Genomic DNA, 15,905 nt, shown 5'->3' with positions numbered 1-15,905 from the left:
GCCCGAGGGCGGCGAACTGCTGATCGAAACCGCCAACGTCTACCTCGAGGGCAGCCTGCTCGAACATCTGGAAAACGCTTGCTCCCAAGCCTTGGCTGATGCTGAAAAACTGCTCGCCAAACTGGAAAAGCAACGCGGCAAGGCGCAAGAGAAACTGCACAAGTCCCGCACCAAACTGCAGGATGCCGCCGCCGCCGGCAAAGCCAAGGCGCAGGCAAAAGCCAAGGCTGGCGTGAAGGAACTCGAAGAGCTGCTCGACGCGCTGAAGGGCCGTCAGTCCGACACCCGCAGCTACATTCTGCAACTCAAGCGCGATGCCCAGGAAAGCCTGAAGTTGGCCCAGGGCGTGGGCCGTGTGCAGGAGGCCGCAGGCAAGGCGTTGTCGGCCCGTGCCGCCAAACCGGCAGCCGCCGCGCCGGCGAAGAAGGTCGCCGCTAAACCTGCTGCCAAACCTGTCGCCGCAAAACCCGCTGCGGCCAAGGCACCGGCCAAGCCGGCGGCGAAACCTGCCGCTGCCAAAGCGCCGGTGAAAGCCGCTGCCAAACCTGCCGCCAAGGCACCGGCAGCCAGCGCCGCGAAACCGGCGGCCAAAGCCGCGGCGGCGAAGCCAGCAGCTGCCAAGCCGGCGACTGCCAAACCTGCCGCAAGCAAACCGGTCGCTGCGAAACCTGCCGCTAAACCGGCTGCAGCCAAGGCGGCTCCGGCGAAGACCGCTGCGGCGAAACCGGCTGCCAAAGTGGCCGCCAAGCCAGCGGCGAAACCTGTCGCGAAGACCGCTGCAGCAAAACCTGCCGCCAAGCCGGTCGCCGCCAAACCCGCAGCCAAGCCTGCTGCAAAGGCACCTGCAAAACCCGCTGCCGCAGCCAAGCCGGCTGCGACCGCCGCCAAACCTGCCGCAGCGAAACCTGCAGCCAAGCCTGCCGCGAAACCTGCCGCTGCAAAACCTGCGGCCAAGCCTGCCGCGAAACCTGCCGCGAAAAAACCGGCCGCCAAGCCTGCCGCCAAACCGGCGACTGTGACCGCTGCCAAACCGGCCGCTCCTGCGCCTGCCGCAACCACTCCAGCCGCCACCACCCCGACCAGCACGCCAGCCCCAGCGCCGGCCGCCGTGTCGAGCGTCGCCAGCAACCCGGCCAGCGCCTCCTAAGCGCCGGCCGCCGCGACGCGCAGCACCCGCAGCGCGTCGCGGTCCAGGTTGGCCGCCTCGCCGGCCAGCACCTCCAGCCAGTCACTCGATTCCTTCGAATTCCGCGTCCAGCGCTGAGCCACACCCTCCAGCCGCGACAGCAGCGCGCGCTCCGCTTCCAGCTCCAGTCCCTTGATCTGTTCACGCATGCCCTTGAGCAGCGGGTCGGTGTCGGCCGCCTCTTTCCATTGCAGGCGCAGCGCCCGCAGCGGCTGCACGACGTCGCGGTCCCAGGGTTCGGTGATGTGCCGAAGCTGGTGCACTCGCTGGTCATCGCAGGTCGCATCGCGCTGTTCCAGCCACAGGCCGCACAGCATCAGGCACACGTTCGCCCCCGCCGATTGCAGGCGCAGGCAGGCGGCCTCCACGTCCGGACGGGCGTAGACGGCCAGGGCAAAGCTCCACAGGTCAGAGGACATCGTGCTACTCGCGCCAGTTGCGGGCGAAGCTGGTAGACTCCGCCGCCATTATGATCCGACTTCAGAACCTGACTTTACAGCGTGGCCCGCAGCGTCTGCTAGAAGACGCCGAGCTGACCCTGCACGCCGGCCACAAGGCCGGCCTCATCGGTGCCAACGGCGCCGGCAAATCCAGCCTGTTCGCCTTGCTGCGCGGCGAGCTGCACCCGGATTCGGGTGACTGCCTGCTGCCGGCCGACTGGCGCATCGCCCATATGCGCCAGGAGGTCGACACGCTCGAACGCCTGGCGGTCGACTACGTGCTCGACGGCGACGTGCGCCTGCGCCAGGTGCAGCGCGACCTCGCGGCGGCCGAGGCGGCCCATGACGGCGAGGCCCTGGCCCGCCTGCACGCCGAACTCGACAGCGCCGACGGCTACACCGCCGATGCGCGTGCGCGCAAGTTGCTGGCCGGCCTCGGTTTCACCAATGAGCAGATGGATCGTCAGGTAGGAGATTTCTCCGGTGGCTGGCGGATGCGTCTGAACTTGGCGCAGGCTTTGATGTGCCCGTCGGATCTGCTGCTGCTCGACGAACCGACCAACCACTTGGATCTCGACGCCATCATCTGGCTGGAGGAGTGGCTCAAGGGCTACCCCGGTACCCTGCTGCTGATTTCCCACGACCGCGACTTCCTCGATGAAGTCGTCGATCACGTGGCCCATGTCGACCAGCGCAAGCTGGTGCTCTACCGCGGCGGCTACACCGCGTTCGAGCGCGCCCGTGCCGAGCGCCTGGCCCAGCAGCAACAGGCCTACGAGAAGCAGCAGGCGCAGCGCGCGCACATGGAAAGCTACATCGCCCGGTTCAAGGCCCAGGCCACCAAGGCCCGTCAGGCCCAGAGCCGGATCAAGGCCCTGGAGCGGATGGAGGAGCTGTCGGCGGCCCACGTCGATTCGCCGTTCGACTTCGTGTTCCGCGAGTCGACCAAGATCTCCAGCCCGCTGATCGACCTGTCCGACGCCCGCCTGGGCTACGGCGAAAAGACCATCCTGGAGAAGGTCAAGCTGCAACTGACCCCGGGTGCGCGGATCGGCCTGCTCGGCCCCAACGGCGCGGGCAAGTCGACCCTGATCAAGAACCTCGCCGGCGAGCTCTCGCCGCTGGCCGGGCGCCTGACCCGCGGCGAGAACACCGTGGTCGGCTACTTCGCCCAGCATCAGCTCGACTCGCTGGACGCCAAGGCCAGCCCGTTGCTGCACCTGCAGCGTCTGGCGCCGACCGAACGCGAGCAGACCCTGCGCGACTTCCTCGGCGGCTTCGACTTCCGCGGCGGCCGGATCGACGAGCCGGTGCTGAACTTCTCCGGCGGCGAGAAAGCGCGCCTGGCCTTGGCGCTGATCGCCTGGGAACGGCCGAACCTGCTGCTGCTCGACGAACCGACCAACCACCTGGACCTGGAAATGCGCCTGGCCCTGACCATGGCGCTGCAGGAGTTCAGCGGCGCCGTGCTGGTGGTGTCCCACGACCGGCACCTGCTCAAGAGCACCACGGACAACTTCTACCTGGTGGCGGACGGCAAGGTCGAAGAGTTCGACGGCGACCTCGACGACTACGCCCGTTGGCTGGTGGACTACCGCCAGCGCAACGCGCCGGTCAGCAGCGCGCCGGTGAATCCGGACAAGACCGACAAGAAGGCCCAGCGTCAGGCCGCCGCCGCGTTGCGCCAGCAACTGGCGCCGCACAAGCGCGAAGCCGACAAGCTCGAAGCGGAGCTGGGCAAGCTGCACGAGAAGCTGGCCAAGGTCGATGCCAGCCTCGGCGACAGCGACATCTACGACCCGGCGCGCAAGAACGAACTGCGTGACCTGCTGGCCGAACAGGCCAAGCTGAAAGCGCGGGAGGCCGAGCTGGAAGAGGCGTGGATGGAAGCGCTGGAAACCCTGGAAAGCATGCAGGCGGAGCTGGAGACGCTGTCTTGATGGAGGCGTTCAAGCTGCCGCTGCCGGCGGTGTGGGTCGAGCCGATCTGGCTCGGCGTGCAGATCCTGCTGATTCTGCTGGCCGCCTACTTCGCCCAGCGCTTCGTCGCCAAATGCCTGACCCGCCTGGGCGAGCGTTACCCGTTCCCGCCGCAGCTGCTGATGCCGCTGCGCGGCGGCCTGCGCTGGCTGATCATGGGCAGCGCGCTGATCTTCGTGCTGGAGCGCCTCGGCGTGTCGGCCACCGTGCTGTGGACGGCGCTGTCCGGTTTCGTCGCGGTGGCGGCGGTGGCGTTCTTCGCCATGTGGAGCGTGCTGTCGAACCTGCTCTGCGCGATCCTGATCTTCACCGTCGGCCCGTTCCGCCTGGGCGATGTGGTCGAGCTGGTGGACACCACCGACAAGCCTGGGGTGAAGGGGCGGGTAGTGGCGATCAACCTGCTGTACACCACGCTGATCGAGGCCGAGGAGCTCGGCACCGGCAGCGCCATGGTGCAGGTGCCCAACAGCCTGTTCTTCCAGCGTTCGGTGAGGCGCTGGCGGGGGAGCGATGTGTTTCCTTCGAGCGGGTTCGAGAAGTAAGTCTTCTGTCCCGCGTCGCCTTGGCTGACGCCATCGCCGGCAGGCGGGTTCCCACAGGCCCTGTGGCGTCAGCAAGGTCTTGCCCGTGAAGGCGCCGTCGGCCCGTAAACGTTGGTCGGCAAGCTGCAACATCCTGCAAAAAATCGGTGGTCATCCGCCCGGATCCGCATTAGCTTGGACGTCTGTCACGAGTCTGAGTCGAGGTGTGCGATGGAGTTTCAAACATGGCTGGCGTTCTTCGCCGCCTGTTGGGTGATCAGCCTGTCTCCGGGCGCCGGCGCGATCGCGTCGATGTCCAGCGGTCTGCAGTACGGTTTCTGGCGCGGTTACTGGAACGCCCTCGGCCTGCAACTGGGGCTGGCCCTGCAGATCGCGATCGTCGGCGCCGGCGTCGGCGCGATCCTGACGGCCTCGGCCACGGCGTTCTACGCGATCAAATGGTTCGGTGTGGCCTACCTGGTCTACCTGGCGGTCAAGCAATGGCGTGCGCTGCCCAGCGACATGAGCGACGACGCCGCCGTGCGGCCGATCGGCAAGCCGATGGCGCTGGTGTTCCGCGGGTTCCTGGTGAACATCAGCAACCCCAAGGCCCTGGTGTTCATGCTGGCGGTGCTGCCGCAGTTCATCGACCCGCACGCGCCGCTGCTGATCCAGTACCTGGTGATCGGCGTGACCATGATCTGCGTCGACCTGATCGTCATGGCCGGCTACACCGGCCTGGCCTCGAAGGTGCTGCGCCTGCTGCGCACGCCCAAGCAGCAGAAACGCATGAACCGTACCTTCGCCGGGCTGTTCATCGGTGCGGCGGCGTTCATGGCGACGTTGCGCAAAGCCGCCGCCTGAATCCTGCGGCCACAAAAAAAGGCGACCTGTTCAGGTCGCCTTTTTGTTGGCTCGGATTCACCTGTGGCGAGCGAGCTTGCTCGCGCCGGGCTGCGTGCCACGGCTCGACGAGCGCCCTCGCCACAGGATCCCCGGCGCTACTGAAGCGTCACTTCAGGATCACCGGCGCCGTGTCGCGCGGCAGGTTGTTGCGCTGCTGCGGCTCGCGCGGCTGCTCGTAACCGCCGCCGCCGAGCTGCATGCTCAGTTGCCCGGCCACGTCCTCGCCCAGCGCCTTGGACACGTCACGCACCACCCGCGGGCGGTTCAGCGAGATCTTGATGTCGCGGCCGTTCACCAGTTTGGTGTCCTGCGCTTCGCCCATCGCCGTGAAGGCCGAGGTGATCTCGTAGGTCTTGGTGTTGATCAGGCTGAAGTCCGCCACCAGCGTCAGGCCCAGCACGGCCGAGTAGCTGTCGGTGTGGGCCAGCTCGTTCATGTCCTGGGTGAAGTCGATGTCCGACACGGTGCCGAACAGCACGTAGTCGGCGCCCTTGAAGTTCCCGGCCTTGATCCGCTTGATGACGTCGTAGACGTCGCCCTTGGACGACGCGGTGTACGGCGTGCCCTGCACCAGCTGGAACATGCCGGTGCGCAGGATCTCACCCTTGATGTCGCCGGTGAACTTGCGCAGCTCGCCCTGCTCGATGTAGCTGGTGCTGGCTTCCAGTTCGTTGTAGTTCGAAGAACCGCTGGAACTGTAGTAACCCTCGCGGTAGTTGTTCTGGGCCGAAACGATGTGGATGTACTGCTCCACACGCTCCTGGTACGCCAGGTCCGTCACCGCGACTTTCGGGGCCGCCTGCGCGCCGAACGCGCAAGCCAGGGCCATCATGCCAATCCATGCGCGCATCGGTTAACGCTCCGTGGTTTTGCGGATCTCTTTTTCGTCCATCCACTCGGCCAGACCGCTTTCGACGTCGATCAGTTGCAGGCTGAATTTGTAGAAGACGTCCTTGTAGTCGCTGCTGCGCTTGACGATCGAGCTGATCGAGCCTTCCAGGCGGTACTTGGCGGCGATCATGTTGCCGGTCTTGGCCACGGTGCTCTTCTTGTACAGGCCGCTCTGGTTCTGCAGCTTGAGCTGGTCGACCTGGCTCTGCATCGCGGTGTTGTCGCTGGCGAAGCGGGCGGTGCCGGACTTCATCAGCTGGGTCTTGATGCTGGTGGTGATCTCGCGGGTGTCGATGTACTCGCTGGTCTTGTTCTTCACGTCGTAGACCTGGACCACAGGACGGCCCTGCAGGATGCCGGACTGGGCCAGGGAGCGGGTCATCGATTCGGCGATCATCTGCAGGTCGGTGGAGCCGAATTCGTTGGTCACGGTCTCGACGGCCTTGGTGTCGCCGTAGCTGATGTTCTTGCTGCCCAGGGTCGGCGAGGTGTTGGCGCAGCCGGTGGCCAGCAGGGCGAGGACGGCGATGCAGGAAAAGCGTGCAAACATGGGAATGCTCTCTAAATCGGGAATGGGGTGTCGGGCTTAAGGCGTCTTGAGTTCCAGGCGGAAGTCCACGGCCTTGGGCGTCGGGGCGATGGCCTGGATGAAGCTGGTCTGGGCGCCGTACATCATCTGGCTTTTCCAGACTTCTTCTTCGGCGACCGGGAAGCCTTCAGGGCCGAGCCAGGCGAAGCGGTAGTAGAACGTCTTGTTGCTGTTGAGGGTGTTGCTCAACTGCACGTTGACGGTCATGAAGCCGTTCTCGCGGGCCACGCGCATGGCGCCGACCACGATGTGCTTCTGCGGGCCCATGGCCACGACCTTGCTCGCGGCGCTGCCCGGCTCCGGTGGCGGCGGGGTGGCGCAGCCGCTCGCCAACAGGGCGAGGGCGGCGACGGCGAAGAGTTTGAAACGCATGCAAAGACTCCGTTCTTAAGGTTGTTTGAGGCTGGCCACGGCGGTGGCGTTGGCGCTCGGGATCACGTGGGCGGCGTTGCCGGCGGCGAACACCTGGTTGCCCACGGCGCGCAGGGTGATGACCTGATAGCGCTGATCGACGGTGACCTTGACCTGCGAGCCGCCGGCCACGCTTGGCAGGGTCAGCTGGTGCTCACCCTTGTTCAGGCGCAGGCGCACCACTTGGGTGGTGTCCGGCAGGGTGCGCCATGTACGGGTATCGGCACCTTCGAGCACCGCTGAAGTGACGCCCACCGCCAGGCCCGCCAGCGGGTTGGTCTGGTTCAGCTTCTTCTGCGCAACGCCCTTGGTGATCGCGCGCACGCTGGTGCGCAGGATGATCCCCGGCATGTCGTCGCGCAGGGCGCGGCGGGACATGGCGGTGGTGCTGTTGAGGGCGGTCAGGTCCAGTTGCCGGCCGTCCACGCCGATCTGCGCGACAGGGGCGGTGGAGGTGTCCGGCTTGATGATCGGGAACGACAGCGGGGTGATCACCAGGTTGTTGTCGATCGGCAGCGGCAGCGGGATGCGGATCGAATCGCGGGCCGGCGCCAGGCCGCTCTGCACCACGATCAGGATGTCGCTGTCGTCGGACTTGGCCGGCTTGTCGAGGTTGACCAGCGCCTGTTCCAGCAGCGGGGTGTTCGGACGCAGTTCGGCGGCCTTGCGGTAGCCCGGCGCGGCCAGGTCCTTCTCGCCCAGCGCTTCATAGACGAAGCCGGCCAGGTAATGGCTGAACGCACTCTGGTAGCTGTTTTTCAGGCCGACCACTTCCGGCGCGTCGAGGCTGGCGACCGGGTAGCCCTGCAGGTCCTTGTACTGGGTCTTGATGCCTTCCTTCTCGGCCTCTTCTTCGCTCTTGAGGTATTCCTTGTCGCGCAGCTCGGCGATCACCGCTTCGCGCTCGTGGGTCTTCTTGATCGCGGTGCGGGCGCCGTCGAAATCGTTGACCGCCAGCAGGTTGAGGGCCATCTGGGTGGTCAGCATGACCTTTTCGTAGTCGTAGCCTTCGTAGCGGCGCACCTTGTCGTTGACCAGGAAGCTGCCGAACTGGGCCAGGTACTTGTCGGTGTCGAGCTTGACCGAGTCTTCCCACTTGCCCACCACCTGGTCGGCGGCGGTCCAGGCGCCCTGGCTGCCGGACAGGTCGCCCTTGGCGCGCAGCAGCTCGCCTTTCTCGAAGTAGTAGAGCAGGTCCTTGTCGGGGCCTGTGTTGTTCTTTTCCAGCAGGGTCAGGGCGGCGTCGATGTTGCCGGTGGCCAGTTGCTGGTTGGTCTGGGCCAGTTCGGAATCGTAGTTGCGAAACGCCGAGCAGCCGGACAGCAGGGTGACGGCGCTGAGCGCGAGCAGGGTGGGAGCGCGGAATGCCATGGGGGTACTTCTTCCATGAGTGGCGACAGCCCCGGTGCGGGTCGGGCTGCAGGGACCGATCGGCAGGGGTGTTGGCGTCCTGCCGATTCCTCATCAAAAGAGGAGCTTTAATGCCGTTTCGCGATAGCGAGGGCGCGGCATTATAGGCGGGCGGTGCTGGCTATGTAATAGCTTTTTAATTTCACTGGTTAGTTCGGTGCCATTACTTGTTTCGTGCTCGATACAGGTGCCGGAGGCGGGACATAGGCGGCGCCGACGATGAGCGCCAGGTCGCCGAACGCCCTTAGGTTGATGACCTGATGGTCCTGGTCGATGCGCACCTTGATCGGCGGCGTGCGCTTGGCGTTGGGCAGGACGAGGGTGTGCTCGCCCTTTTTCAGGCGCAGGCGCGCCACCAGGGTCTTGTCCGGCAGCGTGCGCCAGGTACGGGTGTCGGCTTCCTCGAACGGATCCTTGGCGGTCACCGTCAGCGAGGCCTTGGCCGGGTTGCGCTCGTTTTCGTTGGCCTGCCCGATCGCGGCCATGTTGGCGCGGAACATGGCGGCGGAAATGATCGCCGGCATGTCGTCGCGCAAGGTGCGCACCGCCATGTCGGTGACGCTGTTGACCTGGGCCAGCGAGCGTTTGCGGCCATCCACCGTGAGGTGATCGAACTTGGGCGTGACCGCGTCCGGGATCATCACCGGAAACGAGATCGGTGCGACGATGACCAGGTTTTCGTTGAGCCGCACGGGGATCGGCACGGTGACGGAAGCCCGGGCGGGCGCCAGGCCGCTCTGCACGACAATCAGGACATCGCTTTCGTCGGCCTTGGCCGGCGGTCTGTCGAGGTTGCGCAGCGCCTGTTCGAGAAACGGAAGGTTGGGCCGCAGTTCGATCGCCTGCCGATAGCCCGGCGCGGCCAGGGCCCGTTCTCCCAAGGCCTCATAGGTGAACCCGGCCAGGTAATGGCTGAACGCGCTCTGATAGCCGTTTTTAAGCTCAATGACCGCCGGCGCCTCCAGGGTGGTCACCGGATAGCCTTGCAGGTCCTTGTAGTGGAGGCGGGTGCCCTGGGCCTTGGCCTGGTTCTCGACCTCTTCGTACTGCCGTTCGCGCTGGCTGGCGATCAGCGTTTCGCGCTCGTGGGTCTTCTTGATGTCGGCCCGCGCACCGTCGAAGTCATTCATCGCCAGTTGGTTGAGGGCCATCTGGGTGGTCAGCATGACCTTTTCGTAATCGTAGCCGTCGTAGCGCTGCAGCTTGTCGTTGACCAGCATCATGCCCATTTCCTTGTAGAAGCGGTTGAGCAGCTTCACCGGGGCGGACGGCACCGCTTCTTCGCGACGGAAAATCATCTGGTCGGCGCTGCGCCAGGTCGCCTGGCTCTCCGGCAGGGCATTGCCGAGGCTGAGGACGGCGCCTTTCTCGAAGTAATAGAGCAGATCCTTGTCTTCCCACGGATTGTTCCGCTCGATCAGGTACAGCGCATTGTCGAGGTTGCCCATCATCAACTGGTCGTTGGTCTGCTGCATTTCCAGGTCGTAGTTGCGGTAGGCGGCGCACCCGCCCAGTTGCGCGAGAAGGCTGAACAACAAGGGAAGCAGCAGGCAGTGGCGCATGGGAAACGGTTCTTCCTTGAGTGTCGGGGTGGCGCATTATAGGGACGGGTGCTGGCCATGTGCTTTGCATCGGCAAGAAAGCTTGAGGGAAACGCGTTCGACGTGAACAATATGTAACTTCGCATTTCCACTTGAGACTCATTCATGACTGCCGCGTCCCGATTCCTGGCCTGGCTGGTGTTCCCGTTTTGCGTGCTGGGCAGCTTCGACCTGCTGGCCGATACCGTGGAAGGCGCGCCGCAGGCGCTGCACCTGCTCGATTACATCAGCGCCGACTACCCGCCGACGGTGGCGGCCGGCAAGGTCATCGACGACGCGGAATACCGTGAGCAGCTGGAGTTCACCCAGGTACTGCAAGGGCTGATCGCAGCCATGCCGGCCAAGCCCGAGAAGGCCGGGCTGGAGCAGGGCGTCAGCGCTCTGCGTGCGGCCATCGCGGCCAAGCAGGACGGCGCGGACGTCGCCCGCCAGGCCCGGCAACTGGGGGCGAAGCTGGCGGTGGCCTACGAGGTCAGCCAGGCGCCGGTGATCACCCCCGATCCGACCCGCGGCGCGCCGCTCTACGCCCAGCACTGTTCGGTCTGCCACGGCGAAACCGGTGCCGGCGACGGCCCGGCCGGTGTCGGCCTGACGCCGGCCCCGGCCAACCTGCGCGATGCCGCACGCATGGATCGCCTGAGCCTGTACGCGATCTACAGCACCCTCGGCCAAGGCGTCGAAGGCACCGACATGCCGGCCTTCGCCGACCAGCTCGACGACCGTCAGCGCTGGGATCTGGCGACCTACATCGCCCAGTTCAGCGCCGATTCGGCCGCACCGAAATCCGAAAAGACCTACAACATCGCCGACCTGGCCCGTCAGACCCCGGCAGAAGTGCAGGCGGCCGAAGGCCCGCAGGCCGCTGCGGTCTTCCGCGCGCAGCGGGCGCAGCCGCCGCAGGTCAAGCGCGGCCCGGCGCAGTTGCTCGACTACACCGCCGCGACCCTGGACAAGAGCCTCGCCGCCTACCGCGCCGGCGAGCGCGACCAGGCCTACGACCTGTCGGTGGCCGCCTATCTCGAAGGCTTCGAACTGGTCGAAAGCTCCCTGGACAACGTCGACGCCAACGTGCGCAAGGACACCGAAAAGTCCCTGATGGCCTATCGGCAGTCCCTGCAGGACGGTTTGCCGGTGGCCCAGGCCGAACAGCGCCTGGACGCGGCCAAGGCCAAGCTCAAGGAATCCGCCGGCCTGCTGGGCAGCGATGGCCTGAGCTGGTCGCTGAGCTACATCTCCGGGTTGCTGATCCTGCTGCGCGAAGGGCTGGAAGCGATTCTGGTGCTGGCGGCGATCCTCGCGTTCCTGCGCAACACCGGCCAGCAGTCGGCGGTGCGCAGCGTCAACGCCGGCTGGGGCCTGGCCTTGCTGGCCGGCCTCGGCACCTGGGCGCTGGCGGCGTACGTGATCGACGTCAGCGGCTCCCAGCGTGAACTGCTCGAAGGCGCCACGGCACTGTTCGCCAGCGTCATGGTGCTGTGGCTCGGGGTGTGGATGCATGACCGCCGGCACGCGGCGGCCTGGCAGGACTACATCAAGCAGAGCCTGGTGGGCGGTGGCGGGCGTTTCGGCTTCGCGGTGCTGGCGTTCTTCTCGGTGTACCGCGAGCTGTTCGAAGTGATCCTGTTCTACGAAACCCTGTGGCTGCAGGCCGGCCCCGCCGGGCATGACGCCGTGCTGGCGGGCGGCGCCACGGCGCTGGTGCTGCTGGTCGGCCTGGCGTGGGTGATCCTGCGCGGCTCGGCGAAACTGCCGCTGGCGCTGTTCTTCAGCATCAACGCCGGCCTGCTGTGCGCGCTGTCGGTGGTGTTCGCCGGGCATGGCGTGAAGGCGTTGCAGGAGGCGGGGATCTTCGGCACCCGGCCGGTGGCGTTCTTCGAGTTCGACTGGCTGGGGATCCATGCCGACGCCTACTCGCTGACGGCCCAGGCCGTGGCGATCGCGGCGATCATCATCCTCTACGGCCGCAGCCGGGTGGCGGAGAAGCGGCGGGCGACGGCCTGACCGCAGAAGGAATGGCGGCGAGGGAGCTTGCTCCCGTCGGACTGCGCAGCAGTCCCCCGCTTCAGGGCCGGGAGCCGCTCCGTGCCTCAGCGGGAGCAAGCTCCCTCGCCACAGGGCTCCCCCGGCTTGCGGTCAGGCGTCGTTTTCGTGGGTCAGTTCCAGCACCCGGTCGACCAGCTTGTTGATCCCCGAGGCCGCCTCGCCGATGGACTGCGCGAGCATGTAGGCCGGGGTGCTCACCAGCTTGCGGGCCTTGTCCTCGATGATGTCGGTCACCGCGCAGTCCTCGTGGGTGGCGCCCATCTTGCCGATGGCGGCGGCAGTGGCGGCGTCGTTGCCGATGGTGCAGGTCACGCCCGGGCCGTAGATCTTCGCCGCCAGCGCCGGCGAGATGCAGATCAGCCCCACCGGCTTGCCCGCTTCGGCAAAGGCTTCGGCCAGGGCCAGCACCTCGGGCTGCACGGTGCAGCCGGGCCCTTCGACGGCAAAGTTGGAGAGGTTCTTCGCCGCGCCGAAACCGCCGGGCACGATCAGCGCGTCGAAGTCCTCGACGTCGGCCTCGCGCAGGTCCTTGACGTCGCCGCGGGCGATGCGCGCCGATTCCACCAGCACGTTGCGCGATTCGGGCATCTCTTCGCCGGTCAGGTGGTTGATCACATGCAGTTGCGCGATGTTCGGGGCGAAGCACTGCACCTGGGCGCCGCGCTGGTCGAGGCGCAGCAGGGTGATGACGCTTTCGTGGATCTCGGCGCCGTCGTACACGCCGCAGCCGGACAGGATCACTACGATTTTTTTGCTCATGGGGCTCTCTCCAGATTCTTGGCGTTAAATGTCCACTAATTTGTCACTCGTTGCCATAGGGATAATTCGCGGCTACACCTAGGATCTGTCCTCAAAGATCACGATCAGGGCGCGTCATGGATTTCATTCTGTATGCGGTGCCGTTCTTCTTTGTGCTGATCGCCGCGGAGCTCGTCGCCGACCGCTGGCGCGGGGTGAGCAACTACCGTCTGGCCGATGCGGTGAACAGCATCAGCACCGGCGTGCTGTCGACCACCACCGGCCTGTTGACCAAAGGCGTGGGGCTGGTGACCTATGCGTTCGCCCTGGATCACCTGGCGTTGCTGCGGCTGCCGGCCGACAGCGTCTGGGTCTGGGTGTTCGCCTTCGTGTCCTATGACTTCTGCTACTACTGGCTGCACCGCATGGGCCATGAGCGCAACATCCTGTGGGCCGCCCATTCGGTGCATCACCAGAGCGAGGACTACAACCTCTCCACGGCGCTGCGCCAGACCAGCACCGGGTTCCTGCTGAGCTGGATCTTCTACCTGCCGATGGCGCTGGCCGGGGTGCCGCTGCCGGTGTTCGTCAGCGTGGCGGCGCTGAACCTGCTGTACCAGTTCTGGGTGCACACCCGGCACATCCCTAAGCTTGGCTGGTTCGAATGGTTCTTCGTCACGCCGTCCAACCATCGGGCCCACCATGCGCAGAACGCTCTCTATATGGACCGCAACTACGGCGGGGTGTTCATCCTATGGGACAGGCTGTTCGGCTCGTTCCAGGAAGAGGACGACAACGAACCGGTGATTTTCGGCGTGACCACGCCGCTGGCGAGCTGGAACCCGCTGTGGGCCAACCTGCAGTTCTACGCACAGCTGTGGGACGACGCGCGTCGCACCCGGAGCAAATGGGACAAGCTGCGGATCTGGTTCATGCGCACCGGCTGGCGCCCGGCGGACGTGGCGGCGAAGTACCCGATGAGCAAGCCGGACCTGAGCCAGTTCCGCAAGTTCGAGGTGCCGCTGGACGGTCGCCAGCAGTGGTACGTGGTGCTGCAGTTCGGCGTCTACATCGCGCTGGGCAGCTACCTGATGAACCTGGAGCACAGCCTGCCCGCCGGTGCGCTGGTGCTCGGCTGGGGTGCGGTGGCGCTGGGGTTGTTCGCGTTGGGCACGGCCCTGGAGAATCGCCCGTGGGCGTTGAGGGTGGAGCTGCTGCGGCTGGCCTCGAACCTGCCGCTGGTGTGGCTGGCGCCGCTGGTCGGGCTGTGGCCGGCCAGCCCGGTGGCGTGGATCGGCCTGCTCAGTTACACCTTGCTCAGCGGCATCGGCCTGTACTGCTGCCGTCAGCGACTCACTCGGCTGGCGTCTTAGGCTCGGCGGCGCTGGCCAGTTCGGCCTTGCGACGTTCGGCCTTGGCGGCCTGCTCGTCTTCGTAGACCTGCTTGGCCAGCCGCGCGTTCTTGAAGCGCCGGCGCAGCCACAGCAGCAGGCCCAGCACCAGCAGGCCGCCCAGCACCCACAGTTCGTACTTCTTGATGCTGCCGAGCATGCCTTCGAGCACGGCGCCGAAATGATACGCGGCGGCGGCCAGCGCGGCGGCCCAGATGGCCGCGCCGATGCCGTTGAGCAGCAGGTAGCGTCCCGGCGGATAGCCCGACAGGCCGATCGCCACCGGCATCACCGTGCGCAGGCCGTAGACGAAGCGGAAGCTCAGCACCCAGATGTCCGGATGCTTGCGGATGTGCTCCAGCGCCCGGTCGCCCATCATCTGCCAGCGCGGCTTGCGCGCCAGCAGCTTGCGCCCGTGCTTGCGGCCCAGGAAGTACCACAGCTGGTCGCCGGCGTAGCTGCCGAAGAACGCCACGACCACCACCAGGTTGATGTCCATGTAGCCACGGAACGCGAGGAACCCCGCGAGCACCAGGATGGTTTCGCCTTCGAAGAACGTGCCTAGAAACAAGGCGAAGTAGCCGAAGTCATGCAGGAATTGTTGGAGCATTGTCTGGGTGCTGGCGAAATGAACGCGCAGCCTAACCCTTCGGACACATTCAGGAAAGTGTCGAAATGTGTCTCGACGTGAACATTTCCTACACGGACAATGGAATGCGACTACCTGTCACAGGGGTGCACATAACTGTAATACGACCGTCATAATGGCCGCTTATAACTGTCACGCTCGCCCGTCAGCGCGGGCTCAGGAGTCTGCCGTGAGCTTTACCCCTGCCAACCGCTTGTTCCCAGCCACCCGCCTGCGCCGCAACCGCCGTGACGGTTTTTCCCGTCGGCTGGTGCGTGAAAACGTGCTGACGGTCGACGACCTGATCCTGCCGGTGTTCGTGCTCGACGGCGAGAACCGCCGCGAAGCCGTGGCCTCGATGCCGGGCGTGGAGCGCCTGACCATCGACCTGCTGCTGGAAGAGGCGGCCAAGTGGGTCGAGCTGGGCATTCCGGCGCTGGCGCTGTTCCCGGTCACCCCGTCGGGGCTCAAGTCCCTCGACGCCGCCGAAGCCTGGAACCCCGAGGGCATCGCCCAGCGCGCCACCCGTGCCCTGCGGGCGCGGTTCCCGGAACTGGGCGTGATCACCGACGTCGCCCTGGACCCGTTCACCACCCACGGCCAGGACGGCATCCTCGATGAAAGCGGCTACGTGCAGAACGACATCACCGTCGACGCGCTGGTCAAGCAGGCGTTGTCCCACGCCGAGGCCGGCGCCCAGGTGGTGGCCCCGTCGGACATGATGGACGGGCGCATCCAGGCGATCCGCGAGGCCCTGGAAGTGGCCGGTCACGTCAACGTGCGCATCATGGCCTACTCGGCCAAGTACGCCAGCGCCTATTACGGCCCGTTCCGCGACGCGGTGGGCTCGGCGGCGAACTTGGGCAAGGCCGACAAGGCCTCCTATCAGATGGATCCGGCCAACAGCGACGAAGCCCTGCACGAAGTGGGCGCCGACTTGTCTGAAGGCGCGGACATGGTGATGGTCAAGCCGGGCATGCCGTACCTGGACATCCTGTTCCGGGTGAAGGATGCCTTCAAGGTGCCGACCTTCGTCTATCAGGTCAGCGGCGAATACGCCATGCACATGGCGGCGATCCAGAACGGCTGGTTGAGCGAAGGCGTGATCCTCGAATCCCTGACCGCCGTGCCGGTGGGCATCGCCATCGGCGCCAACCGCATCGCCCGCGGT

At 65.9% G+C, this 15,905-nt stretch carries 15 protein-coding genes; 7 read left to right on the top strand and 8 right to left on the bottom strand.

Annotated features, from left to right (window positions below; translation table 11 throughout):
• Window positions 1–16: 16 nt before the first annotated feature.
• Window positions 17–1,147 carry an AlgP family protein gene (locus ACIP0B_RS25195; protein ID WP_400837116.1) on the top strand — a complete coding sequence of 377 codons (1,131 nt, stop codon included), beginning with the start codon at window positions 17–19 and terminating at the stop codon, window positions 1,145–1,147.
• On the opposite strand, the gene ACIP0B_RS25190 is transcribed toward ACIP0B_RS25195, so the two are convergent.
• Window positions 1,144–1,605, bottom strand: coding sequence for a TIGR02444 family protein (locus tag ACIP0B_RS25190; protein ID WP_400837113.1), 462 nt, complete (start codon window positions 1,603–1,605; stop codon window positions 1,144–1,146). The genes ACIP0B_RS25195 and ACIP0B_RS25190 overlap by 4 nt on opposite strands.
• 50 nt (window positions 1,606–1,655) lie before the next feature.
• Between ACIP0B_RS25190 and ACIP0B_RS25185 the strand changes: the two genes are divergently transcribed.
• The 3 genes from ACIP0B_RS25185 to ACIP0B_RS25175 all read left to right on the top strand — a co-directional run bounded on the left by ACIP0B_RS25185 (window position 1,656) and on the right by ACIP0B_RS25175 (window position 4,990).
• The gene (locus ACIP0B_RS25185) at window positions 1,656–3,566 is read left to right on the top strand and encodes an ATP-binding cassette domain-containing protein (protein WP_400837110.1); all 1,911 of its coding nucleotides are present in this window, start codon (window positions 1,656–1,658) and stop codon (window positions 3,564–3,566) included.
• Window positions 3,566–4,147 carry a mechanosensitive ion channel family protein gene (locus ACIP0B_RS25180; RefSeq protein ID WP_085581127.1) on the top strand — a complete coding sequence of 194 codons (582 nt, stop codon included), beginning with the start codon at window positions 3,566–3,568 and terminating at the stop codon, window positions 4,145–4,147. Before ACIP0B_RS25185 ends, ACIP0B_RS25180 begins: the two co-directional genes overlap by 1 nt.
• Before the next feature lie 210 nt (window positions 4,148–4,357).
• On the top strand, window positions 4,358–4,990 hold the full coding sequence (locus ACIP0B_RS25175) for a LysE family transporter (protein WP_400837106.1): 633 nt from the start codon (window positions 4,358–4,360) through the stop codon (window positions 4,988–4,990).
• Window positions 4,991–5,138: 148 nt separating this feature from the next.
• Here ACIP0B_RS25175 and ACIP0B_RS25170 read toward each other — a convergent pair whose 3' ends face one another.
• The 5 genes from ACIP0B_RS25170 to ACIP0B_RS25150 form a co-directional block, all read right to left on the bottom strand.
• Window positions 5,139–5,882, bottom strand: a complete 744-nt coding sequence (locus ACIP0B_RS25170; RefSeq protein WP_400837103.1) for a penicillin-binding protein activator LpoB — start codon at window positions 5,880–5,882, stop codon at window positions 5,139–5,141.
• Between the two features lie 3 nt (window positions 5,883–5,885).
• Window positions 5,886–6,473 (bottom strand): penicillin-binding protein activator LpoB, encoded by a 588-nt coding sequence (gene lpoB, locus ACIP0B_RS25165; protein WP_085581121.1) that lies wholly within the window; start codon window positions 6,471–6,473, stop codon window positions 5,886–5,888.
• 36 nt (window positions 6,474–6,509) lie between these two features.
• On the bottom strand, window positions 6,510–6,884 hold the full coding sequence (locus ACIP0B_RS25160) for a YcfL family protein (protein WP_085581119.1): 375 nt from the start codon (window positions 6,882–6,884) through the stop codon (window positions 6,510–6,512).
• 15 nt (window positions 6,885–6,899) lie between these two features.
• Window positions 6,900–8,294: a COG3014 family protein gene (locus ACIP0B_RS25155; RefSeq protein ID WP_400837099.1), complete on the bottom strand. Its 1,395-nt coding sequence runs from the start codon at window positions 8,292–8,294 to the stop codon at window positions 6,900–6,902.
• A 188-nt stretch (window positions 8,295–8,482) separates the two neighbouring features.
• Window positions 8,483–9,895, bottom strand: a complete 1,413-nt coding sequence (locus ACIP0B_RS25150) for a COG3014 family protein (RefSeq protein WP_400837096.1) — start codon at window positions 9,893–9,895, stop codon at window positions 8,483–8,485.
• A 144-nt stretch (window positions 9,896–10,039) separates the two neighbouring features.
• On the opposite strand from ACIP0B_RS25150, the gene ACIP0B_RS25145 reads away from it, so the two are divergent.
• Window positions 10,040–11,935: an FTR1 family protein gene (locus ACIP0B_RS25145; RefSeq protein WP_400837093.1), complete on the top strand. Its 1,896-nt coding sequence runs from the start codon at window positions 10,040–10,042 to the stop codon at window positions 11,933–11,935.
• A 132-nt stretch (window positions 11,936–12,067) separates the two neighbouring features.
• Here the strand turns inward: ACIP0B_RS25145 and elbB are convergent, their stop codons facing one another.
• Window positions 12,068–12,736, bottom strand: a complete 669-nt coding sequence (elbB, locus tag ACIP0B_RS25140) for an isoprenoid biosynthesis glyoxalase ElbB (RefSeq protein WP_400837090.1) — start codon at window positions 12,734–12,736, stop codon at window positions 12,068–12,070.
• 116 nt (window positions 12,737–12,852) lie between these two features.
• On the opposite strand from elbB, the gene ACIP0B_RS25135 reads away from it, so the two are divergent.
• Window positions 12,853–14,088: a sterol desaturase family protein gene (locus ACIP0B_RS25135; protein WP_400837087.1), complete on the top strand. Its 1,236-nt coding sequence runs from the start codon at window positions 12,853–12,855 to the stop codon at window positions 14,086–14,088.
• On the opposite strand, the gene ACIP0B_RS25130 is transcribed toward ACIP0B_RS25135, so the two are convergent.
• Window positions 14,069–14,716, bottom strand: a complete 648-nt coding sequence (locus ACIP0B_RS25130) for a DedA family protein (protein ID WP_400837084.1) — start codon at window positions 14,714–14,716, stop codon at window positions 14,069–14,071. The two genes, ACIP0B_RS25135 and ACIP0B_RS25130, sit on opposite strands and share 20 nt — an antisense overlap.
• A gap of 208 nt (window positions 14,717–14,924) precedes the next feature.
• Here ACIP0B_RS25130 and hemB point away from each other — a divergent pair.
• A partial coding sequence (gene hemB, locus ACIP0B_RS25125; protein WP_400837082.1) for a porphobilinogen synthase occupies window positions 14,925–15,905 on the top strand: 981 nt, incomplete at its 3' end.

This window comes from Pseudomonas sp. NPDC089534 (genome assembly GCF_044749305.1).
GTDB classification, from domain to species: domain Bacteria; phylum Pseudomonadota; class Gammaproteobacteria; order Pseudomonadales; family Pseudomonadaceae; genus Aquipseudomonas; species Aquipseudomonas ekonensis.
Note: the sequence above shows the minus strand (reverse complement) of the source record. Positions and strands in the feature narration are given on the sequence as shown.

Bases quoted from the DNA above. Each gene is read 5' to 3' on its own strand.
- ACIP0B_RS25190 (WP_400837113.1), bottom strand. From the start codon at position 1,605: ATGTCCTCTGACCTGTGGAGCTTTGCCCTGGCCGTCTACGCCCGTCCG.
- ACIP0B_RS25185 (WP_400837110.1), top strand. From the start codon at position 1,656: ATGATCCGACTTCAGAACCTGACTTTACAGCGTGGCCCGCAGCGTCTG.
- ACIP0B_RS25180 (WP_085581127.1), top strand. From the start codon at position 3,566: ATGGAGGCGTTCAAGCTGCCGCTGCCGGCGGTGTGGGTCGAGCCGATC.
- ACIP0B_RS25175 (WP_400837106.1), top strand. From the start codon at position 4,358: ATGGAGTTTCAAACATGGCTGGCGTTCTTCGCCGCCTGTTGGGTGATC.
- ACIP0B_RS25170 (WP_400837103.1), bottom strand. From the start codon at position 5,882: ATGCGCGCATGGATTGGCATGATGGCCCTGGCTTGCGCGTTCGGCGCG.
- lpoB (WP_085581121.1), bottom strand. From the start codon at position 6,473: ATGTTTGCACGCTTTTCCTGCATCGCCGTCCTCGCCCTGCTGGCCACC.
- ACIP0B_RS25160 (WP_085581119.1), bottom strand. From the start codon at position 6,884: ATGCGTTTCAAACTCTTCGCCGTCGCCGCCCTCGCCCTGTTGGCGAGC.
- ACIP0B_RS25155 (WP_400837099.1), bottom strand. From the start codon at position 8,294: ATGGCATTCCGCGCTCCCACCCTGCTCGCGCTCAGCGCCGTCACCCTG.
- ACIP0B_RS25150 (WP_400837096.1), bottom strand. From the start codon at position 9,895: ATGCGCCACTGCCTGCTGCTTCCCTTGTTGTTCAGCCTTCTCGCGCAA.
- ACIP0B_RS25145 (WP_400837093.1), top strand. From the start codon at position 10,040: ATGACTGCCGCGTCCCGATTCCTGGCCTGGCTGGTGTTCCCGTTTTGC.
- elbB (WP_400837090.1), bottom strand. From the start codon at position 12,736: ATGAGCAAAAAAATCGTAGTGATCCTGTCCGGCTGCGGCGTGTACGAC.
- ACIP0B_RS25135 (WP_400837087.1), top strand. From the start codon at position 12,853: ATGGATTTCATTCTGTATGCGGTGCCGTTCTTCTTTGTGCTGATCGCC.
- ACIP0B_RS25130 (WP_400837084.1), bottom strand. From the start codon at position 14,716: ATGCTCCAACAATTCCTGCATGACTTCGGCTACTTCGCCTTGTTTCTA.